Annotated in this window: 28 protein-coding genes; 19 read left to right on the plus strand and 9 right to left on the minus strand. The window is 61.0% G+C overall.

From position 1 onward, the window contains the following. Positions 1-4: 4 nt before the first annotated feature. From KYK83_RS02620 to KYK83_RS02645, 6 genes are all read left to right on the plus strand, one after another. On the plus strand, positions 5-277 hold the full coding sequence (locus KYK83_RS02620; protein ID WP_103024035.1) for a flagellar biosynthetic protein FliQ: 273 nt from the start codon (positions 5-7) through the stop codon (positions 275-277). 10 nt (positions 278-287) lie between these two features. Next, a complete protein-coding gene (gene fliR / locus KYK83_RS02625) occupies positions 288-1,073 on the plus strand; it encodes a flagellar biosynthetic protein FliR (protein ID WP_103024036.1) in 786 nt (261 codons plus the stop codon). Next, positions 1,070-2,227 (plus strand): EscU/YscU/HrcU family type III secretion system export apparatus switch protein, encoded by a 1,158-nt coding sequence (locus KYK83_RS02630; protein WP_222827079.1) that lies wholly within the window; start codon positions 1,070-1,072, stop codon positions 2,225-2,227. The genes fliR and KYK83_RS02630 overlap by 4 nt, the downstream gene beginning before the upstream one ends. Positions 2,228-2,229: 2 nt before the next feature. Beyond that, a complete protein-coding gene (gene fliD / locus KYK83_RS02635) occupies positions 2,230-3,648 on the plus strand; it encodes a flagellar filament capping protein FliD (RefSeq protein WP_222827080.1) in 1,419 nt (472 codons plus the stop codon). Position 3,649: 1 nt separating this feature from the next. Beyond that, positions 3,650-4,030: a flagellar protein FliS gene (locus KYK83_RS02640; protein WP_196847080.1), complete on the plus strand. Its 381-nt coding sequence runs from the start codon at positions 3,650-3,652 to the stop codon at positions 4,028-4,030. Positions 4,031-4,125: 95 nt separating this feature from the next. Beyond that, the gene (locus KYK83_RS02645) at positions 4,126-4,722 is read left to right on the plus strand and encodes a LuxR C-terminal-related transcriptional regulator (RefSeq protein WP_222827081.1); all 597 of its coding nucleotides are present in this window, start codon (positions 4,126-4,128) and stop codon (positions 4,720-4,722) included. A 15-nt stretch (positions 4,723-4,737) separates the two neighbouring features. Here the strand turns inward: KYK83_RS02645 and KYK83_RS02650 are convergent, their stop codons facing one another. From KYK83_RS02650 to KYK83_RS02690, 9 genes are all read right to left on the minus strand, one after another. Further along, on the minus strand, positions 4,738-5,043 hold the full coding sequence (locus KYK83_RS02650) for a hypothetical protein (protein WP_158246637.1): 306 nt from the start codon (positions 5,041-5,043) through the stop codon (positions 4,738-4,740). 233 nt (positions 5,044-5,276) lie between these two features. After that, on the minus strand, positions 5,277-6,002 hold the full coding sequence (locus tag KYK83_RS02655) for a sigma-70 family RNA polymerase sigma factor (protein ID WP_222827082.1): 726 nt from the start codon (positions 6,000-6,002) through the stop codon (positions 5,277-5,279). Next, on the minus strand, positions 5,999-8,101 hold the full coding sequence (locus KYK83_RS02660) for a flagellar biosynthesis protein FlhA (protein ID WP_222827083.1): 2,103 nt from the start codon (positions 8,099-8,101) through the stop codon (positions 5,999-6,001). The genes KYK83_RS02655 and KYK83_RS02660 overlap by 4 nt, the downstream gene beginning before the upstream one ends. Beyond that, positions 8,098-8,949, minus strand: coding sequence for a transglycosylase SLT domain-containing protein (locus KYK83_RS02665; protein ID WP_346729403.1), 852 nt, complete (start codon positions 8,947-8,949; stop codon positions 8,098-8,100). The genes KYK83_RS02660 and KYK83_RS02665 overlap by 4 nt, the downstream gene beginning before the upstream one ends. Before the next feature lie 76 nt (positions 8,950-9,025). After that, positions 9,026-9,361, minus strand: a complete 336-nt coding sequence (locus tag KYK83_RS02670) for a hypothetical protein (protein ID WP_103024044.1) — start codon at positions 9,359-9,361, stop codon at positions 9,026-9,028. Next, entirely contained in the window at positions 9,358-9,645 is a 288-nt protein-coding gene (locus KYK83_RS02675; RefSeq protein WP_222827084.1) for a flagellar biosynthesis anti-sigma factor FlgM, read from the minus strand. The genes KYK83_RS02670 and KYK83_RS02675 overlap by 4 nt, the downstream gene beginning before the upstream one ends. 80 nt (positions 9,646-9,725) lie before the next feature. Continuing rightward, positions 9,726-10,238, minus strand: coding sequence for a flagella basal body P-ring formation protein FlgA (locus tag KYK83_RS02680; protein ID WP_103024046.1), 513 nt, complete (start codon positions 10,236-10,238; stop codon positions 9,726-9,728). 83 nt (positions 10,239-10,321) lie between these two features. After that, on the minus strand, positions 10,322-10,717 hold the full coding sequence (locus KYK83_RS02685) for a hypothetical protein (RefSeq protein WP_222827085.1): 396 nt from the start codon (positions 10,715-10,717) through the stop codon (positions 10,322-10,324). After that, on the minus strand, positions 10,714-11,370 hold the full coding sequence (locus KYK83_RS02690; RefSeq protein ID WP_222827086.1) for a MotA/TolQ/ExbB proton channel family protein: 657 nt from the start codon (positions 11,368-11,370) through the stop codon (positions 10,714-10,716). The genes KYK83_RS02685 and KYK83_RS02690 overlap by 4 nt, the downstream gene beginning before the upstream one ends. A gap of 183 nt (positions 11,371-11,553) precedes the next feature. Between KYK83_RS02690 and KYK83_RS02695 the strand changes: the two genes are divergently transcribed. Genes KYK83_RS02695 through KYK83_RS02755 form a run of 13 tightly spaced genes read left to right on the plus strand, consistent with a single transcriptional unit; the run spans position 11,554 to position 21,016 of the window. Continuing rightward, entirely contained in the window at positions 11,554-11,901 is a 348-nt protein-coding gene (locus tag KYK83_RS02695) for a flagellar basal body rod protein FlgB (RefSeq protein WP_103024049.1), read from the plus strand. 2 nt (positions 11,902-11,903) lie between these two features. Next, positions 11,904-12,308, plus strand: coding sequence for a flagellar basal body rod protein FlgC (gene flgC / locus KYK83_RS02700; protein ID WP_103024050.1), 405 nt, complete (start codon positions 11,904-11,906; stop codon positions 12,306-12,308). Beyond that, positions 12,305-12,586, plus strand: a complete 282-nt coding sequence (locus KYK83_RS02705; protein WP_196847072.1) for a flagellar hook assembly protein FlgD — start codon at positions 12,305-12,307, stop codon at positions 12,584-12,586. The genes flgC and KYK83_RS02705 overlap by 4 nt, the downstream gene beginning before the upstream one ends. A 15-nt stretch (positions 12,587-12,601) precedes the next feature. After that, positions 12,602-13,414 (plus strand): flagellar hook-basal body complex protein, encoded by an 813-nt coding sequence (locus KYK83_RS02710; protein WP_222827087.1) that lies wholly within the window; start codon positions 12,602-12,604, stop codon positions 13,412-13,414. 5 nt (positions 13,415-13,419) lie between these two features. Further along, positions 13,420-14,160 carry a flagellar basal body rod protein FlgF gene (locus tag KYK83_RS02715; RefSeq protein WP_103024053.1) on the plus strand — a complete coding sequence of 247 codons (741 nt, stop codon included), beginning with the start codon at positions 13,420-13,422 and terminating at the stop codon, positions 14,158-14,160. 22 nt (positions 14,161-14,182) lie between these two features. Beyond that, complete coding sequence (flgG, locus tag KYK83_RS02720; RefSeq protein ID WP_222827088.1) at positions 14,183-14,971, plus strand: flagellar basal-body rod protein FlgG; 789 nt, start codon at positions 14,183-14,185, stop codon at positions 14,969-14,971. An 11-nt stretch (positions 14,972-14,982) separates the two neighbouring features. Next, on the plus strand, positions 14,983-15,636 hold the full coding sequence (locus KYK83_RS02725) for a flagellar basal body L-ring protein FlgH (RefSeq protein WP_103024121.1): 654 nt from the start codon (positions 14,983-14,985) through the stop codon (positions 15,634-15,636). An 11-nt stretch (positions 15,637-15,647) separates the two neighbouring features. Then, entirely contained in the window at positions 15,648-16,745 is a 1,098-nt protein-coding gene (locus KYK83_RS02730) for a flagellar basal body P-ring protein FlgI (RefSeq protein WP_222827089.1), read from the plus strand. After that, entirely contained in the window at positions 16,742-17,047 is a 306-nt protein-coding gene (locus KYK83_RS02735; RefSeq protein WP_103024055.1) for a rod-binding protein, read from the plus strand. The genes KYK83_RS02730 and KYK83_RS02735 overlap by 4 nt, the downstream gene beginning before the upstream one ends. Then, positions 17,047-18,387, plus strand: a complete 1,341-nt coding sequence (flgK, locus tag KYK83_RS02740; protein ID WP_103024056.1) for a flagellar hook-associated protein FlgK — start codon at positions 17,047-17,049, stop codon at positions 18,385-18,387. Before KYK83_RS02735 ends, flgK begins: the two co-directional genes overlap by 1 nt. Continuing rightward, positions 18,384-19,295, plus strand: coding sequence for a flagellar hook-associated protein FlgL (gene flgL, locus KYK83_RS02745; RefSeq protein WP_222827090.1), 912 nt, complete (start codon positions 18,384-18,386; stop codon positions 19,293-19,295). The genes flgK and flgL overlap by 4 nt, the downstream gene beginning before the upstream one ends. Positions 19,296-19,323: 28 nt before the next feature. Next, a complete protein-coding gene (gene motA / locus KYK83_RS02750; protein ID WP_103024058.1) occupies positions 19,324-20,187 on the plus strand; it encodes a flagellar motor stator protein MotA in 864 nt (287 codons plus the stop codon). A 1-nt stretch (position 20,188) separates the two neighbouring features. Then, complete coding sequence (locus KYK83_RS02755) at positions 20,189-21,016, plus strand: flagellar motor protein MotB (RefSeq protein WP_196847069.1); 828 nt, start codon at positions 20,189-20,191, stop codon at positions 21,014-21,016. The last annotated feature ends 48 nt before the right edge of the window (positions 21,017-21,064 follow it).

Here is a 21,064-nt window from a genome sequence, read left to right on the forward strand (position 1 = left end):
TATCATGGACGAAAGCGCCATCCTTCTTTCCATGGCCGACCGGATGCTGTGGATCGCCGCCCTCGTCGCGGCGCCGATCCTGATCGCAAGTCTCGCCATCGGTCTCGTCATCGGCCTCGTGCAGGCCGCAACCTCGGTCAACGAACAGACGCTGACCTTCGTGCCGAAACTCGGCGCGGTGGCCTTCGTGCTCGTTATTCTGGGGGCGTCGATGATGTCGGTCGTGGCCGATTTCACGCAGGACATCTTCACCGAAATCGCGCGGATCGGCGACTGAGACTGACGCGGTGAACGGGCTCGATCTCGGCATTGGTGCGCTGGAGCAGGACATGTGGCGGGTCGTCTTTCTGATGACCCGGCTCGGTGCGGCCCTGCTTGCCGCCCCGTTCTTCGGGGCGACATCGGTACCCATGGCGGTGCGCATATCGATCACCGGCGCGCTTGCCATATTCGTGTCGATATGGATGCCCGCCATCGCCACGCCGCCGGCACTGCTCTCGCTCGACGGCGTTCTCACCATCGCCGGCGAGGTCATCGTCGGCCTGGCTCTGGGCTTCGTGTTGCAGCTCGCCTTCGCTGCGCCGACCGTTGCCGCCGAACTGATCGGTGGCGGGATGGGGATGAGCATGGCGGTGTCACAGGATGCGATGGGTGGGGGGACGACCACGTCCTTCGGTCAGTATTTCATGATCGTCCTCACGCTGATCTTCCTCGCGACCGGCGCGCATCTTCACTGGATCGCGCTGGTGACGGAAAGCTACAACGCGTTTCCGCCCGGACAGACCTGGCTCGGTGCCGAACGGTTCGGCGCCATCGCCGGTTTCGCCAGTTTCATGTTCGAAACCGCCTTGCGGATTGCGCTGCCGGTAACGCTCATCCTGCTGCTGGTGCAGGTGCTCACCGGTATTCTCAGTCGTTCGGCCCCCTCGCTCAACCTCTTCGCGTTGGGATTGCCTGCAGGCGTCCTTGCCGGAATGGCCGCTCTGATCATTTCCGCCCCGCTCATCTACGACCAGTTCACCGGCCTTGTCGGCGACGCGCTGGACCAGACCGAAAGCGTGATTGCGCGATGAGCGAGGAAACCGCCGGCGAAAAAACTTACGCGCCCACCGAAAAGCGGCTCGTCGACGCCGCCAAGAAGGGGGACGTGCTGCGCTCCAAGGACGCCGGCACGGCCGCCGTCATGCTGCTCGGCGGCGCCTGGCTGGCCATCGCGGGCCCATGGCTCCTAGAAGGCCTCTCACAGCTCGCCCGCGAAGCCTTCATGTTCGATATGCGCGATGTTAATGATTTCAGCGTCGACGCGCTCCTGCACCAGAGCCTGCTCCTTGCTCTCCCCGCTATTCTCACACTGGCCGTACCGGTCATCCTCGTGACCCTCCTGTCCCAGCTTGCATTCGGGCGGGGACGCTGGGTGGTCGACAATCTCAAGGCGAAGGGGCAGCGTATCAATCCCCTGTCCGGCCTGAAGCGCATGTTCGGCCCGCAAGGCCTTATCGAAATGGGCAAGGGCCTGCTCAAGATCGCCCTTCTTGGGAGCATCGCCGCCTGGTGGTGGTGGACCAGCATGGAGACGGTCGTTGGTCTGGGCAGAGGCAACCTATCCGCGCAATTGTCCGCGGCCTGGCATGCCATCATCTCGCTGATTTTCGCGCTGGCTGCCGGGCTCGTGGTAATCGCGTTCGTCGATCTTCCGATCCAGTGGATGCGCCAACAAAAGCGCCTCAAGATGAGCCATCAGGAAATGCGGGACGAAAACAAGGCATCCGAAGGCTCGCCCGAAATGAAGGCCGCCCGGCGCCAGCGTCAGCGTGACATCGCGACCGGCTCCGTAGCTGGCGCGATGCGAGAAGCGCAGTTCGTCATCACCAACCCGACCCATTTCGCCGTCGCCATGACATACGATCCGCTAAAGGCGTCCGCACCGATCGTTCTGGCCAAGGGGCGCGGCGACAAGGCGATGGCCATGAAAGAACTGGCGCGCGAGCTCGATCTCCCGACACTCGAGATCCCACAGCTTGCGCGTTCGGTCTATTATACGACCCGCGAACGGCAGATCATTTGCGAAGACCTGTACGGCGCGGTCGCATCGGTCCTCGCATACGTGTTCTCGTTGAAACGGGGCGAAACGCCGCCGCTGCCTGCCGTCGACGTGCCTGCAGCCTTGTGTTTCGATGCGGATGGTCGTTTGACGGTTAATCCGCACGCTGAAGCGTCGTTATCATAGCGATGAGTATCTCAGCTTCCTCTATCGCCTCCTCTCTCGGGATCGGCAGCGGCGTCGACATGACCGGCCTGGCGGTGCAGCTGGCTGAAGCGCAATTCGCAGGCCGCAACCAGCGACTGACGACCCAGTCCGAGACGCTCGAACGGCGCATCTCGCTTGCCGGTTCCATCCGCAGCAGTTTCTCGACCTTCGCTACGGCATTGGGAGAGCGTTTGCGCAATGGCGACCTTGCACCTTTGCCGACCATCTCGAACCCCGCCGTTGCAGCCGTGTCGAGCCCGCTGGGCTCGATCGGGAAGGGTAGCTATTCGCTTGAAGTCACGAAACTTGCCAGTGGGCAGGTTCTGACCGGGGGCTCGTACGCGAGCGCGCAGGATACTGTCGGTGCCGGTACGCTGACGATCCGTTTCGGCGAAACGAACTCCGCCTCGTTCGCCGAGAATGCCGGCAAAGCTCCGCTGACGCTGGACATCGCTGCCGGTGCGACTTTGGCCGATGTTGCGCAAGCCATAAACGGCAAGAATGCCGGTCTCAGCGCCTATGTCGCCCAGACAGCTACGGGTGCGCAACTTGTCATAAAGGGTGCTGACGGGGCGAAGAACGGTTTCGTAATCGAAGCGACGGAGGATCCTACCAGCCCCGGCTTGTCGGCAATGGCATGGCAGCCTGGGAGCGATCCTGCACGATTGGTAAAGACTTCGGCCGACGCCGAGTTCACACTCGATGGGATCGCGCGCACGAGCTCGTCCAATAAGATAGACGGTATCGCGCCCGGTTTGTCGCTGGCGCTGACAGGTACCAATGTTGGTGCGCCAGCGGTCATCAACTTCAACAACCCCTCCAGCGCGCTGTCGTCTGTGATGCAAGACATCACCGGTGCTCTCAACGAAATTTCCGGTGAACTTCGCAGCGCCACCGATCCGAAGACGGGCGAACTTGCGCGGGATACCGGCGCGCGAGCGCTGAGGACCCAGCTGGCCGCGCTCGGGTCCACGGTGATCATGCCCAACGCCCCCGAAGGATCGCCACGGACCCTAGCCGAGCTTGGCCTTGCAATTCAGCGAGACGGTAGCTTCACATTCGACAGTTCCAAACTGACTGCTGCCATGGCCCGCGACCCCGCAGGCGTGGCCGCGATGTTCACCACTGGCCTAAATGGCGTTTATTCGACCATCGATCGGATGGCCCGGTCAAACAGCGTTTCCAGCAACCCGGGGACACTGGCGGGATCCGTCGCGCGCTATCAATCGCAGTCGCAACAGATCAACCGTGATCTGGAAAAGCTCGCCGACCAGCAGGAAGCCTTACGAGCCAACATGGTCGCGCGCTTCGCAAAGGCGGACAGCCGCATCGCCGCATCGAATTCGACGCTTACCTTCCTTCAGTCGCAAATCGACGTATGGAACTCTCAGCGGGATTGAGATGCTTAGCCGGTCCAAACCCAATGAAGCCTATCGTCAGGCGAGTTTCGATGCCCGTCTTCTTGGCAGCTCGAAAGAGGATCTCGTCATCTTCTGCCTCGAAGATTTCATCGAGAACCTCGGGCGGCTCGAAATGGCGGATAGCCGCTTCGATGCAGCCGGGCGAAGCCAGGCCATTACCCGCTGTGTCACTGCTTTGACCGCTCTGGAACTCGGCATCGACCGAACGGCCGAACTGGGAGCCAGCCTCGCGCATCTTTACGGATCTGCCAAAGGCGTCTTGCTCAATTCGATCCGGCAGACCGATGTCCCTGCCATCACGGCCATCAAGGACGATTTCAACGAAATCGCTGCTGCGTTTCGCGGCGCAATGCACAGATAGACTGACCTGGGCATAGGTATTTTCACCTATCCGCTTGGCAATCGGGTATGAACCATAATCCAGCAAAAGTACCCCTACACCAATCGGGGGCTGTTATGGATATCGCTGACTTTACCTTTTACGTCATCGACCAAAACCTGCAGAGGCGAAATGCTCTGGCGCGCCTGTTGAGCAAATATGCGCGCGCTGTTCCGCTGGACAATGTCTCGGAAGTTGGTTCTGTGAGCGCCGGTAAACCCTGCTTTCTCGTTTATGACGAGGAAAGGCAGCTGCAGGCGTGTCTGAGCGAAAAGAACGTCCAGGAGGCACTGGCTGCGGTTCTGGCCTATTCCGAAAAGCCCGAGCTCGAGAGAGTATTCGAAATACTTGATCAGGGCGCGGGCGGATATTTCGATTACGATGGCGGGGAGGCAGATCCCACCCAATCGATCATGCGTCTGCTGCGTCGGAACGCAAAGTTCGAAGGTATGCGACGCCGCCGCCAGGCCGCAGTTCAGAGGCTGCAGGCCCTGAGCCAACGTGAACAGGAAGTGCTTCGTGCCGTTTCCGAAGGGCAGTCGAACAAGGCTATCGCACGGCACCTGTCGGTCAGCCCCAGAACGATCGAAGTTCACCGGCGCAACATGATTGCCAAGCTCGACGTACCATGTTCGATTTCGGCGGTGCGGCTCGCTCTCGAAGCCGAACTCTGACCTAATCCGGCCTCGTCATTCAGGCCGGATCTTCTCGATCGACGCGCCTCCCAGAAGGAGAAGTGCGCGCGCGCAAGCTGCGACGAGCGCGATTGCCGGATCGTCTCCGAAGAAGTTGCCTTCTTCTATTTCTCCGGAAAAAGAAACCAGCGCCGAAGATGGGCCACTGGCCGCACGGGTAACAAGAATTCCGCAATATGGTCCCACGAGTTCCATCGCCGCGCAAACAAACGCGCGCGCATTGCACAGTTCTGCCAGACGTTCTTCAGTGACGGGTTGATCGAATAGCGCCGCGTATTTCGCCGGCGCTATTAAACGCAATTCAGCGAAAGCTTTAAGCGCAGCATGGGGATCATGCAAACGGCCTTCAACGCAATCATCGACAAATTGCTGAACACTAATTTCCCACGGCGACATTCGCCCATAGCTCCACTTTGTCTGGGGGATCATTGAAAATTTCAATAGATCAAATCGAGTGCGCCAACATACGTCAATGCACTTAAGTTCCCCAAGCTTTGGAACCGGTGTCTACTTATGGCACGGAAATAAAGCTCCTAAATGGATTCGCGTGCCGTCAAACCGATGCGCAGTTTTTCAAGCGCATTTGCCTTGAGTTGATGGACCCGCGGAACACTCACATCGAGGATTGCTGCGATCTCGGTCAGATTGAGTTCTTCGAGGAAGTGCAATTGAATAACCAATTGCAGACGCTCGGGAAGAGCCGCAATCGCGTGGGCCAAAGCGGCCTTGTCGGCAGCTTCCAACAGCACCGCTTCGGCTGTGGGTTCTTCACTGGTGAAGGCAGGATTGCTATCGGAATAACTGCTCTCCAGATCGACTACGCGAGTGGCAATCTGGTTTCGGGCCTTGTGGTACTCCTCGAGTGAAATTCCCATGGCATGGGCCATTTCATCGGCGCTCGGATCGCGGCCAAGCGTACGCCGCAATTCGTCGGCGGTGCCGTCCATTTTGCGCCTGGTGGCCGCCGCGCCGCGTACGTGATGGGATTGCGATCGCAGGAGATCGATCATGGCGCCGCGAACCCGCATTTTGGCATAGGCCGCAAATCCGTCCTCGCTCGGCCGTTCGTGTCGCTGCGCGCATTCGGTCAGCGCGATCATCCCGGCCTGCAGCAGGTCGTCCACGTCCAGCGACCCGCCGCAGCTGCCTTCGTAGAACCATGCCAGTCTGTGAACCATCGGCAGGAATTTCTCGATCCGTTCGTTTATCTCGCTTGCATAGGCGCGCTGCGCATTGAAATTGGCGTGGTCGTGTTTCATGCTGCGAGGGCCTCCATTTCATGGCCAAGTTGTGCAGGTTGGGCCGGTGCTTCATCGCCAATCACGGCGATCACTTCGATCGGCTGCGCGGCGGGGAGTTCGTTGATGGATAGAACGATGCATTGCGGCGCGCGCAGCCGTAGTAGGGCCGAAAGCGCACGGCGCGCACGAGGTTGGACGATCAGTGCGGGACGCGTAGCCGCAGGATCGCGTTGCGAAAGGATCGCCGCAATCCGTTCGCCGATCGACCGGGCAAGATCCGGTTCGATCACGATTTCGCCCGATGCCGGATCCTGCAGTCCGCTTACCACCATATCCTCAAGCGCTGCCGCCAGCGTGAGCACCGGCAGCTTTGCGTCGGGAGGGCAGATTTCGGCTACGATCATGGCGCCCAGATCTGCGCGAACGATATCGATCAAGCGATCATGATCGGCTGTTTGCTGGGCGGCGAGCGAGATGCTGGAGAAAACACGCAGGCCGTGACGCAGCGAGATGCCGTCTGCCAGCAGCGCTTTCAGCAGGCGCGTCACGGCGGCGAGCGACAGTGGCTGCGGCGTGATGGTCTCGATCAGTTGTCCATGCCGCGCGCGCAGATGATCGATAAGGTCGCGTACCTGATCCGGCCCGAGAAGATCCTGCGCGCGTGCGGCAAGCAATTGGTGGATCTGCGTGGCGATCACGCTTTCCGGATCGACCGCGAGGTATCCTTCGGCGACAGCCAGGTCCCGCGCACCAGGGTCGATCCACAGGGCAGGGCAACCGAAGCTCGGATCGATTGTCGATTCACCCGGAACGGCCTGCGAATGCATGACTTCTCCCGTGTCGATAGCCAGCATGTGGCCGGGCTTGATTTTGCCACCGCCGATGGTCGCGCCGCCCAGAGTGATGCGGTAGCTGTCGGGCTCGACCTCGAAGCTGTCCTCGATCCGGAACTGGGGAACGATGAAGCCGAAATTCTGGCACATCTGCTTGCGCAGTCCTGTGAGCCGCGCGACCAGCGTGGCGCCACGCTTCTGATCCGTCATGCTGATAAGCCCGTAGCCCAGCTGGATGGTGACCAGCGTCTGGTCGGTCACGTCCTCGATCCCGATATGTCCCGGATCGGGAGTGGTCACCGGTTCCGGAATGTTCTGCGCGTCATGCTGGCGCTTGCGCAGAGTATGCCACAAGCCGAACGTGCCAGCAGAAAGTGGCAGAATGATCGATTGCGGCATGGCCGGAATACAGCCGATTGCGAGAAGAATGCAGGCAACCGGTAGCCATATCCTTGGGTCAGCCAACTGGCCGCCGATCTGTCCGGTCAAATCGCGAGCATCTGAAACGCGCGTGACGATAACTGCCGCCGCGATCGAAAGCAGGAGCGCGGGCACCGAAGCTACCAAAGCGTCGCCAACGGCCAGCGTGACATAGAACTCGGCCGCTTCACCAGCAGAGAGCCCATGCGTCGAAATACCCAGCACGAGACCGGCGATGACGTTGATCAGCAGGATCAGCAATGCAGCAACCGCATCGCCCTTCACGAATTTGCTGGCACCGTCCATTGACCCGTAGAAATCGGCCTCGGTGGCGATTTCGCGGCGGCGAGCCTTGGCTTCGTCGGCGGTGAGCAGACCTGCAGCCAGATCGGCGTCGATCGCCATCTGTTTGCCGGGAAGCGCATCGAGGGTGAAGCGTGCCGAAACTTCCGATACGCGGCCCGCGCCCTTGGTGACGACCATCAGGTTGATGATCATCAGGATCAGGAACACGAAGATGCCGACGGCGAAGTTGCCGCCGATAAGGAACGCCCCAAACGCTTCGATCACCTTGCCCGCTGCTGCGCCACCCTCGTGGCCATTCAGCAGCACGATACGGGTAGACGCCACGTTGAGTGCCAGCCGTAGAAGCGTGGCAAACAGCAGGACCGAAGGGAAAGACGAGAAGTCGAGCGGCTTTTGCGCGTTCATCGCCGCCATGAGCACCGAAACCGAGAGCGCGATGTTCATGACGAAGAACACGTCGAGGAGCATCGCCGGGATCGGCATGACCATCAGCAGAATGATCGTGAGGATCCCGACGGGCAGAGCCAGGCCGGGATTAAGGAACTGACGCGCGCTCACAGGCCGAATGCCCTGAATTTGCTATATGCGGCTGCTACCTGCTCGGTAGCCCGTCCGCCTCCCGAGCTCGCATCACCGAATGTCGCGCGGAGGGTATCGGCCATCGATGCTCGCCCCCCGCCGTCGGGAAGGGAGGGGACGGCAAAACCGCTTCGCGATGCACCAGGCTGGCGCATCGGTGACTGGGCGGCAAACCGTGCAAAATCGAAACCGGCCGGCTCTCCGTTGCGAGGAATGGATGTATCGCCATAGGCGCCGGCAACCTTTTCCTGCATGACCGCCATGACCTCTCCTACCGAGCGGGGTGTGCCGCCGGAAAAGAAGATCGATTTATTGGCGTGCGCGGCCTGTGGCAGCAGAGCAACCGCCGATTGAGAAGGGTTGCTTCCTAGGGCGCCGAGGAACTGTTGCGCGCCGCCAAGGCCCAGAAAGTGAGCGAGATAGAGTTCGGCCGGTTGAGGTTCGCGCCCCAGCGTCGTGCGTAAACCTTCTGCATTTTCGCGCGTGAGCTCGGCCGCCATGAGCGAGGAAGTGTCGGCATCGTAGCGGAGCGAGAGGAGATGATTGCGAGTTGCCGCATCGGTTACACGCCCGCCCGGTCCGATGGCCGCATCCGCCCAGTCCATTCCGTGTTTGGCACCGTGCCGGTCAAGCGTCCGTAGCCAGGTTGAATCGATGAACTGGTACAGACCGGTCGCGCTCGAAGTCTGTGCCTTGGCGCTAGGGTCCAGCCCGGATTCAAGCTTCGCCTGCGCCAGGAGGTAATCGAAATCGACCCCCGTACGCGTCGCAGCGCGGGCGATAGCGCCCTGCACTTCGGCGGTCTGGACTGGATTAATGGTTGGCACGCTTCCTCCGGGAACTGGTTCCCCGGAAGTTCAGCAAGATGCGTGCCAAAAAGTCCCGCGTCTGGCTAATGCCCTGTCAGGCGAGCGCCATACTCGTGCCCTTGCGCGGCAGGGCCGCATAGGGAGCATTGTTACCGGTCAACGCGCCCAGACGGTTCTGCACATTGCTGGCGATGAGGTTACGCAAGCGCCGATTGATCTCGTTCAAGCGCCGAACCGCGTCGAGTACGCCGAGGCATTCTTCGTCCAGGCTGGCTTTCTCGACGGCTTCCAATTTTACGCACAGGTCCATCTTGCCGCTTGTGCATGTAACAATGCGATCGAGGTCGAGAGCGGCAAGAGCCTGCCGCTCACCCTGCAAAAGTGCGAGCATCTGTTGCAGGGTTGCGAGCGTTTCCTGTTTGGCGGTCATTTCCCAATCTTTCCGTACATGCCCGCGGCGATGATTGCGTCGGCGATCTTGGTGGGGATCAGTGGGTAGGTGCCAGTTTCGAGTGCCTTGCGGATTTCTGAGACGCGATCGCTATCGATCGGAGTTTCACCACTTGTGGAGAGGCGCGATGTGGCAACGGCTGCTTCTGCTTCGCGCGAAGAGCCAGCCGCTTTCTGTACGGCGGAGACCTTCGCGGTTGGCTCCACGGCCTTGCTTGGCCGCACCAACGCTCCTGAGAATTCCGGCAATCCGACAATACGCATCGTTTCGCTCCATAAGCTGGTTACCCAACAGAACGGCTCTTGATGCGATGGTTTAACTCCCCGGCAATGAATTTTGCCGATTACGGCAAATCAATGCCGACCTGGCCTGGGCGAAGGACGAGGGCGCGCAGCGTTTCCGTCCGCTGGTCGGATGCGCGGACCTTGATCCACTGGCCTTCTGCACCGTCCTCAACGGCGGCACCCTGGCGAGTCAGCGTAAAGCCCTTTCCGCGGACCAGAATGCTCACGTTTTCACCACGTTTGATGATCGCTTCGCCAAATTGCTGCGGCATCCGGTTCGCATTGGAAAAGCCCGCATCCACGGCGACATAGATACGCCATCCCGCACCCGGACACACGACCTGAACAGAACGCTGATCGCGTCCAAACCACTGCATATCAAGGGGGGAGTCGCAGTTCGCCAGCCTGAGGCGCCGGTCCACTGGCAATTTGGCACCGCCCGGTTGACCGACTTCGGCGCCGGTAAAGTCCGCGACGGCACGATCGATGATCGTCAGGTCCATCGGCGATGCTGCTGCTGCGCCTGTCGCCAAAAGCGCGGTCAGGCCTGCTGCGAAGAAGGGTTTACGCATGGTTGTTACTCACTCCGGTTCACGGGGCCGCACGGTTATTGGGCCGTATTACACGCAGGCGGAGCAAGGTTCGTGCCATTCCTTCATTGTTGTCGGAGATAATCGACTGTAATCACGACATCGTCTGTCGCGTTCGGCGTGGCTATCAAACGTGCAGGAACGCCCGCGCTGTCGGCCTCGGCCAGCAACCTTTCCGCCTCGGACAAGGCTTCGGCTCGTTTTTCCTGAGTATATCCCACAGAGATCGTCGCCATCTGCCTCTGGTCTGTGGTCGAAGCGATGAGCCATTCTCGAACGGACTCGCCCTGTTTCGGCCGATGCACCGCCAATGCAGACGAGGATGCAGGAGGCTGCCTTTCTTCCTCCGCCTCGCTTTGCGTTGCGGGTTTCTTGCCAACGGCCTGCGCGGTAATCAGAAAGAGGATTAGCGCGAGGTCTGCTATGACGGTTTGCCAACCGGATGCGGCGCGCACAATCATGCCACTGCCTTGGCATGCTCGGCAAAAGTCACTGCCACCCCGCTTTTACGAATGCCGTGTTCCAGCCACTCCAGAACCTCGTCGCGGTCCAGTTCTTCACGTCGCGATTTGCGTGCAATGGCGTTGCCCAGTGGCGAGAAAAGGAAATTGGCCGCTATCAGCCCATACAGTGTGGTCACTACGGCCATTGAAATTGCGCCGACGATACCGGTCTGTTCTGACGCGGATCCCTGTGCATGGCCTAAAGCGATCAATGTGCCGGCGAGTCCAAGAATAGGGGCCAGTTCCGCCGCGTTGTCGAAGACGCGTATTGCAGTCTGAGCGGTGGCCACCCGTATTTCCTTGAATTTGTGATGTTCGCCATGCAGCGACTGGATCGATCGCTGGCTGATTATAAGATCCGACAGGCTGTCGAATTCATTGTCTCCGAAATGCTGCGGCTCGGCGCGCAGAAAGCCATCGTCGGCAATTTCGCGTATCTGGACGGAGAGCGCTGCCTTGGCCTGAGTTACGTTGAACGGCGTTTCGAACAATCCGCGCAGAGCGCTGATAGCTACACGGCTATCTGCCACCCCGCACCGAAGCAGGGTCGCAATGATCGTACCGACGAGAACTATGGCGATAGAGGCCGGGTCGAGCCAGGTTTCCAGCATGGGGTAGCTACTCCTTGCAGACAAGAACGGCCCCATTTCGCGCAGATTTACGGGGAGGACGAACTTTGCCGCTCCCCGGCAAAAGCTTGCCGCAATCTGCCGATATGGCCCTGTGCTGCCTCAATTTTGGATTTTGGCACGCCCCTTGCTGAACACTTCACGTAATCTTTTGCGGAGGCTCGTATGAGCGAAGGACTGTTTGGCATTCATGGGGCGGCGCTGGAAATCCGGTCGCAGCGCATGGGTGTGCTCGGCTCAAATATCGCGAACGCAGCGACGCCCGGCTACAAAGCGCGCGACGTCGATTTCGCTTCTGCGCTTCAGGCGCGCCTCGGCGGTGCCGAAGCTGAGCAGGCGACGGGTCGCTCGATCCAGTATCGCGTCCCGACCATGGCAACGCTCGACGGTAACACGGTCGAAATGGCCACCGAACAGGCCGCCTTTGCTGAAAACGCCGTAGCCTACTCGGCAACCCTCAACTTTCTGCGCGGCCGGGTAGAAACCGTAACCCGCGCGATCAGAGGCGAATAACGATGGCCGGACCGACATCCTTCTTCGAGGTGGGCCACCGCGCCATGTCGGCGCAGCTCGTGCGCATGAACACAGCTGCTTCCAACCTTGCCAATGCCGGCTCGGTCGCAGGTAGCGAAGCAGAAGCGTACCGCCCGATGCGTACCGTGTTCGAACAGGAACTCGACCGCGCAAGCGGCCTGTCCTCTGTCCGTGTGGGCGGTGTGGTGCGCGAAGATGTCGCACCTATTCGTCGTCACGACCCGGGTCACCCGCTGGCCGACGAGAATGGCGATGTCTGGGAAACTCCGGTCGATGAAAATGCCGAAATGGTCGAGATGCTCGAAGCGTCCCGTCAGTACCGCAACATGGTCGAAGCTCTGTCGACCGCCAAGCAGCTCATGCTGGAAACGATGAGGATGAAATGATCAATTCCGTCACCAACACCACGCCCGGGACAAGTTCCGTCGGCCAGGTTCAGGGCCGCGGCATGGACTCGCTCGGGCAGGGGGATTTCCTCAAGCTGCTGACAGTCCAGATGCAGCAGCAGGATCCGTTCGATCCGGTCGATAACAAGGAAATGCTGGCACAGATGGCGCAGTTCTCTTCGCTTGCCGGTGTCGCTGAAACCAATGCCTCTCTCGAGCGGATCGCGGACAAGCTCGACCTGCTCATAAAGTCCAACCAGTCGCCGTCCGACGACTGATCCAGGAGATAATCCATGTCCTTCTATACTTCGCTCAACGGCATGAAAAATGCGCAGACCTCGCTCGGGGTCATCGCGCACAATATTTCGAACTCGGAAACCTATGGGTTCAAACGTAGCCGTACGGAATTCTCCGAAATCGTCGCCGGTTCGGCGCTGACCAATCCGCGCATGATTCAGGGTATCGGCGCGTCGGTGAAATCGATCACGCAGAACTTCGCGCTTGGTCCGGTGGAACAGACGGGCTCGGCTCTCGATCTCGCGATCACGGGCGACGGATTCTTCACGACCCGTTCGGCCACCGACGGATCGACGCTATACACGCGAGCCGGATCGTTCACGCTCAATGAAAACGGCAACATTGTGAGCAACAGCGGCAACCGCCTCCAGCTGTTCCCGGTCGATGCCAACGGCCAGGTCACTGGCAATACGCTGGCCGATGCCAATCTCCCCCCACAGAACGCCGCCGGTTCGGAATTCGTCGGGGTTACAATCGACGATGTCGGCGTGGTGTCGGCATCTTATGCTGACGGTTCGGTCGAACCAGTCGGTGCCGTCGCACTTGCCACCTTTATCGCTCCTACCGGACTGAAAAAGGTCGGTGACGCGAACTGGGAAGGCACTGGCCTTTCCGGTCAGGCTGCCTACGGGTCGCCGGGAACCGGAGCGTATGGCTCGCTCTTGTCGGGCGCTCTTGAACGCTCGAACGTCGATATCGCGGAAGAACTTGTCGGGCTGATTACCGCCCAGCGCAATTTCCAGGCGAACGCCAAGGCAATCGATACTGCCACCCAGATCTCGCAGACCGTCATCAACCTGCGGACCTGATCGCCATGGACCGCCTTATCCACACCGCGCTTTCGGGCATGCGGGCATCGATGGACAGCCAGCGCGTCATCGCGAGCAACATGGCCAATGCCAATACGCTCGGTTTCCGTGCGGAGCTGCTCGATCAACGCGCCGTCACGATCGAAGGCCAGCCCCTCGAAGCCCGCGCGATGCAAGTCGCACGGGTGCGCGGTGCGGATATGGTCGCCGGCGAAATCATCGAAACGGGCCGCGATCTCGATATTGCGATGGCGACCGATGCCCTCATGGCAGTGCAGGCTGAGGATGGCACCGAAGCCTACACCCGCCGCGGTGACATGTCGATTTCGGCCACTGGACTGCTGGTCAATGGCGAAGGCCGTCCGGTGCTTGGCGATAACGGGCCGATCACCATTCCGCCGGTCGGAATTCCGGGCATTGCGCCGGATGGAACGGTAACCATCGCGGATCCGGCAACGCCCGATCAGCCGCCGGCCGAAGTCGGCCGGATCAAGCTGGCAGCGTGGCAAGGCTCGCCGATCAGCAAGGGGCTCGACGGGCTCTTCCGTGTGGAAGGCGGCGGAATACTGCCGACCGACGAAGCGGCGACCGTTCAGGTCGGGGCGCTCGAACAATCCAACGTTAAAACCACCGAAGTGCTGGTGGAAATGATCGATGCTCAAAGGCTTTTCGCCATGCGCAGCAAGGTCATCGCGACGGCACGTGAAATCGACGAAAGCGGCGCGCAGCTCATGCGCCTCGGCTAACCAGACAAAAGGATAGTCAATCATGCCCACTTCAGCTCTGCAGGTCGCCCGCACCGGGCTCGAGGCCCAGGATGCGCGCATGCGCGTCATTTCGAACAACCTCGCCAACGTCGGGACCACCGGCTTCAAGCGCGACCGTGCCAACTTTGCGACCCTCGCCTATCAGGACGCCCGCGTTGCCGGCCAGCGTTCGTCGGGTGAAACGGCTTATGCAACCGGTCTTAACCTCGGTACCGGTGTGGCGGTCCAGTCCACCAGCCAGATCATGACACAGGGCGCCCTTAATACGACAGGCAATGCTTTCGACCTCGCGCTCGATGGCGACGGCTATTTCCAGATCGAAATGCCGGGCGGCCGCATCAGCTATACCCGAGCCGGGAATTTCACGCTTTCCGCCGAAGGACAACTCGTGACCCAGCAGGGGTATGCGGTCCAGCCAGCCATCACGGTGCCAGAGGGTGCTACTGCGATCGCAGTTTCACCTGACGGTATCGTCTCCGCAACGTTGCCCGGAGAAGCCGCGCCGGCCGAACTGGGCCAGATCCAGGTTGCCCGCTTTACGAACCCTTCGGGCCTTCAGGCCATCGGCGACAACTTCCTGGTCGAAACTGCAGCCAGCGGTGCCGCCGAACTGGCGCCGGGCGGTGAGAACGGCCGTGGCAATGTCCGACAGGGCATGCTGGAATCTTCGAATGTCAACATCGTCGAGGAACTCGTCGAGATGATCGAATGTCAACGTGCCTACGAGATCAGCTCGAAAATGGTGTCCGCCGTGGACGAAATGCTCCGCAACGCCAATCAGACCCTTTGAGTATCTTCACCATGAAATCCGCACTCTGTCTCGTCCCACTCGCTTTCGCCCTTGCTGGTTGCGGTGGCGGTTCTGCCCGGCCCGAAGGCTTTGCAGTCGCACTGCCGCCAGCTCCGCAAGTCGAGCCTGATCGGCACCGGGATGGCGCCATTTATCAAGCCAGTCATGGTTATGCGCCCCTGTACTATGGCAATCGCGCGGCGCGGGTGGGCGACATTGTCACCATCGCACTGGTCGAACGGACGCAGACGTCGAAATCCACCAGCGGGTCGACCAAGCGCGACGGCAGCCTCGGACTTTCGCTCCCCAGCTGGACCGGAATCGATAGCAGCGACCTTAATGCTTCGGGTGGCGGGTCGTTCAAAGGGGCAGGCGATGCTTCTCAGGCGAGTTCGATCCGGGCCGATCTTACCGTTTCGATCGTGGAAGTACGCCCGAACGGGACGGCACTGGTACGTGGGGAAAAGGTCATGCAACTCAGCCAGGGCGAAGAGTGGGTCCAGCTTTCGGGCATCATCCGGCTGGCTGATATCGATCAGGACAACCGCATTCCATCGATCCGCGTGGCAGATGCCCGCATTTCCTATTCGGGTGCCGGATCCGTGCAGCGCGCTAGCCGCGAAGGCTGGCTGTCGCGCTTCTTCGGCGTGATCTCGCCCTTCTGAGGATGTCGAACATGATCCGCCCCCTTATCTTTCTGTTCGCAGCTCTGGTCTCCGCGCTCCCGGTTCCGGCTATGGCCGAACGCGTGCGCGACCTTGGGCAATTCCAGTCGGTGCGCTCCAACCAATTGACCGGCTACGGTATAGTTGTTGGCCTGGACGGTTCGGGCGATGACAATTTCGCCTATGCGACGCAGGCCATGCGCGGCGTGTCGGGTCGTCTCGGGCTGCAATTGCCGCCCGGCGTCAATCCAGCTCTCAAAAATGCGGCCGCCGTCATCATAACCGCTGATCTGCCTGCGTTTGCCAAACCTGGTCAGCGCATCGACGTCACCGTTTCAACCATGGGTAGGGCCAAGTCGTTGCGCGGCGGTGCGCTGGTGATGACGCCGCTTTATGGTGCGGACGGCCAGATATATGCTATGGCGCAGGGCAATCTGGCTGTTGGCGGCCTAGGCGTTTCCGGCAAGGACGGCTCGAAGCTGACCGTCAACGTACCGACTGTCGGCCGCATTGCCGACGGCGCGACAGTCGAACAGGCAGTGGCCAGCAATTTCGACTTTTCCGAAGTGCTGCGCTGGAACCTCTACAATGCCGACTTCCTGACCATCTCGCGCGTTCGCGATGCGATCAACGGCGCTTACCCCGGCATGGCGCAGGTCGAAGACGGCGTGACGCTGGCTCTGATGTTGCCGCCGGGCGCAAATACTCGTGCGGAAATCATGGCGCAGATCGAAATGCTCGATGTCGATCCCGCCGAACGCGCTGCGAAAGTCGTAATCAACAGTCGCACTGGCACGATCGTGATCTCCAGCGCCGTACGGTTGGCCCCGGCCGCGATCAGCCACGGAAGCCTGGTGGTCCGGATCGACGAGGATCCTGTGGTGGTCCAGCCCGCACCGTTCTCGCGCGGTCAGACTGCCCTTGAACCCAGCAGCACCATCACGGCGAGCCAGAAAGAGAGCGTCGTCTCACGCGTCGGCCCGGGTGCTTCGCTGGCCGAGGTTGTGGATGCGCTCAACGCTTTGGGTGCGAGCCCCGCCGATCTGGTCGCGATCCTGGAAGGTCTCAAGCAGGCGGGTTCGCTTACAGCGGAACTGGTGATCATATGACGAGCTTTCCGATAAATGTGGCCGGCGCCAGGCCGCTTTCCGAGCGCGAGGCGGCGCCCCTGAACAAGGAATTGCGGGAAGCCGCACAGCAGTTCGAGGCAATCCTGCTCCGCCAGATGCTTTCGAGCGCGCGTAGCACCGATTTCGGGGGCAACGATCTGTTCGGCGGCGAGGGCGAAGGCACATTCCGCGAAATGCGCGATGCGCGCTTTGCCGAGCTGACCGCCCAGACCGGCCAGCTTGGCTTTGCCAGTGCCATCGAGAAGCAGCTTGCCCGCTTTCTTCCAAAGGGTGAAAACTGATGGCTTCTGACCTTCTTTCAATCGCCGTCAGCGGTGCCCGTGCAGCGCGCGGCGCACTCGACGTCACTGCGCAGAACATCGCCAATGCTTCGAGCGATGGCTATGTTCGCCGCAGTTTGCGGATTGAGGAGGTCTCTGCATCCGGTGGAGCAGGCCGGATTGGCGACATTTCGCTGTCAGGTTCGCGCATTGCGGAAATTCGCCGCAATGCGGATTCCTTCCTGCAGGGCGAAGTTCGCCGCACATCCGGTGATCTGGAACGCGCGAACACCGAACTGAAGGGTTTGCGCAATATGGAAAGCGCGCTCGAACAGTCGGGTGTCTTCTCCTCCATCGTAGAATTCGAAGCAGCGTTGCAGCAGCTTGCAGGCGATCCGGTCGACCCGTCGCGGCGGGCTGCGGTCATCGGCGAAGCGACGACGCTCGCAAGCAAGTTCAACATCACGGCGTCCAGTTTCGACGCAGTGGGCGAGGGCCTGCGGTTCGAAGCCGACGCGCAGGTATCCGAAGCCAACGTCATCGGCGGCGAACTGGCTCGCGTGAACTTGCGACTGACGCGCGCAGGTGCGGGCAGCAGCGATCGGGCTGCTTTGCTCGACCAGCGCGATCAGTTGCTGGAACGGCTGTCGGGCTTCACTTCCATTACCACGAATTTCGAAAGCGACGGGACAGTTGCCGTCGCGCTCGGAGCCAATCCGACGCAAAGCTTTGTGCAAGGAGGTACATCGCAAACCCTGTCCTCTGCAGTGGCTGCCGATGGAACGCTCAGCTTCGCTGTCAACGGTCAGCCGGTCAGTCCGGGGTCGGGAAGTCTTGCTGGAGCCTCGCTCGCGCTGACCGAACTGGCATCGGTCCGCGGCCGTCTCGACACGATCGCGGCCAGCCTCGCGGATACGGTGAACAATGCCCAGGCGGCTGGTGTGGCGCTCGACGGTACGCAAGGTCAGCCTATCTTCTCCGGCACGACGGCAGGCACGCTGACGGTCGTCATGACGCAAGGTCAGGGCCTCGCGACCGCACCGACCGGTGCTGGCGCGGGAAGCCGCGACGATTCCAATCTCAATGCCCTTCGCCAATCGCTGGCAAGCCTGAACCCTGCACAGCAACTCAACGGGCTTCTTTTCGACGTGTCCAGCAAGGTGGCTGGTCGCACGGTCACGCAGGGCGCGCTGGATACCATCGCGTCCTCCGCGCGCATCTCGCTCGAGCAGCAATCAGGCGTGGACCTCGACACCGAGGCCGCCAATCTGATCCGTTTCCAGCAGGCTTTCCAAGCTTCGGGACGCGCGATGCAGGCGGCGAGCGACATATTCGACACTCTACTGGGGATCGGCCGATGATCAATCTCAGCACCGGCGCGTTTTACGAACGTAGTAGTCGCCAGATCGGCGGCTTGCGGGCTCGCGCGGAAACGCTTCAGCAGCAGATCGGTACGGGGGAGCGGCTCGAACGCTCGTCGGACGATCCCGTGGCGGCAGCGCGGCTGCGCATGCTGAGCCGTACGGAGCGCATCGCCAATGTCGATACGCGCAACTCGCAGCTTGCCGAAGCGGACCTCTCGCTTGCGGATCAAACGCTTGATTCGGTCGTCGATATAGTTGTTCGGGTCCGCGAACTGGCCGTTCGGGCCAATTCCAGCACGCTGAACGACGAGCAACGCTCGGCGATCTCCACCGAAGTTGCCAGCCTGCGCGAAAATCTCGTCGTGCTCGCCAACAGCCGGAATATTTCCGGCCATGCTCTCTTCGGCGGCCAGACTGCCGGTAACGCCTACGTCGATAGTGGCACCGGCGTCCAGTTTGTCGGTACGCCCGACATTACCCCGCTCGAGATCGGCGAGGGGCAGTCGGTCGAACCCGGCCTTGCCGGACCTGAAATATTCGAGTTCACGACGGCGAATGGCCCGACCGATCTGTTTGCGGTGCTGGGCAATCTGGCCGCGGCTCTCGCGACCGGCGGGCAGACGGCAATGGATGCCAGCTCTGCGGCGCTGGAAGAATTGGACATCGGGCTCGAAAAGGTAACGACCGCGCAGACCGTCGTCGGTTCTCGCCTCAACTGGATCGACCTAATGTCGGATCGGCGCGAAAACAACGCAGAGCGTATTGCCGAAGAACGCGCCGACGTGGGCGGCGCGGATATCGCGGTAACCATGACGCGGCTCCAGGAAACCCTGACCATTCTGGAAGCGAGCCAGGCGAGCTTCGTTCGCCTCGCCAACCTTTCCCTATTCTCGATGCTGCGCTGATCGCGGCCCTATTTGACAGGAATTCAAAGTGTTTGCGGCAATCGGCATAGTCATCCTGCTGGTCATGGTCTTCGGCGGCTTCGCGCTGACGGGCGGTGCGCTGGGTCCCGTCATGGAGGCCGTGCCTCACGAAATGCTGATCATCGGCGGCGCCGCGATCGGCGCGCTGGTCGCCGGCAATTCCATGGACGGGCTGAAGGCCATCGGCAGGTCCATGAAGGTCATCTTCAAGGGGCCGCAGCATACCAAGCAGGACCATATCGATGCCATCGCGCTGACCGCGCAGTGCATGAAGCTGCTCAAGAACGAAGGCCCCGTGGCGCTGGAAAGCCATGTCGAAAACCCGCAGGATTCGACGATCTTCAGCGCCTATCCGAACCTGCTCAAGAACGAACCGCTGATTGGACTGATCTGCGACACGCTCACCCTGCTGGTTGTATCGTCCGGCACGCTGGAAACCCATGCGGTGGAAGAAGTCATGGACAATGCCATGAAGACGCATTTCCACGAGCTTCACGAACCCCAGCACACGCTGCAGTCGCTGGCCGACGCATTGCCTGCACTCGGGATCGTGGCCGCCGTCCTGGGTGTGGTGAAAACCATGGGTTCGATCGACAAGCCACCGGAAATCCTGGGCGGCATGATCGGATCGGCCCTTGTGGGTACGTTCCTCGGGGTTCTCCTGGCCTATGGCATCGTCGGTCCGCTCGCGGGACGCCTGAAGCAGGTGCTGGAGCAGGACGAACAGATTTTCCACGCGGTGAAGCAGGTGATCATCGCCTCGCTCTATGGCCATCCGCAGCCGCTGGTGGTGGAAAGCGCCCGCTCGGGTCTGGGCCATACGGTCCGGCCGGGCCTGACCGAACTGCTCGACGCGCTGCGGGGCCGGTAAGATGGCCAGCACCCCGGCGGGTCGCAACGACCCGGTTCCGATCATCGTCAAGAAGGTAACCGTGGTCGCCGCTGGCCATCACGGCGGCGCCTGGAAAGTCGCCTATGCCGACTTCGTTACCGCGATGATGGCCTTTTTCCTGCTCCTTTGGCTGTTGGGCGCAACGACAGAGGATCAGCGCAAGGGACTGGCGGATTATTTCACGCCCACTCTCGTCAAGACCAAGGAACAGAGCGCAGGCGCCGATGGCGTGCTGGGCGGATCGTCGCTGGTCGATGTCGACAACTACCCGCATGCTGCGGGCCAGACCGGCACCAAGACGCTCACTGTCCCGCGCGATGCGACGGGCGGCCCGAAAGAAGGCGCTGCCACGATCAAGCGCATTCGCGAACGTGTTTCGGACGCGATCGCCGAGGAAGAGCGGCTGAAAAGACTGATGCGGCAGGTACGCATGATCGATACCACAACTGGGATCAGGATCGATCTGGTCGACGACGCCAATTTCTCGATGTTCTCGCTCGGCACGACTGTCCTGACCTCAGATGCGCGCGCTTTGCTGGATGTGGTGGCCGAGGCAATCTCGCCCGAAGGCGGCAAGATAACCGTGCGCGGCCATACCGACGCACTGCGCTATCGCGACCCGAGCCGGGTGAACAACTGGTCGCTTTCCGCCGGACGGGCCGAAGCCACGCGGCAGACGCTGATCCGCGAAGGAATAGCGTTCAACAGGTTCCGCCGGATCGAAGGCGTCGCCGATACCGAACCGCTGATCGCAGACGACCCCGCGGATCCAAGAAATCGCCGGATCTCGATCTCTCTCGAGAGGTGAGATCCGGCAGAGTTACTGGCTTTACCGGCAATCGGCGGGTAGTCGCAA

Origin of the sequence: Qipengyuania pacifica, assembly GCF_019857205.1 — a bacterium.
In the GTDB taxonomy this organism is placed as follows: Bacteria; Pseudomonadota; Alphaproteobacteria; order Sphingomonadales; family Sphingomonadaceae; genus Qipengyuania; species Qipengyuania pacifica.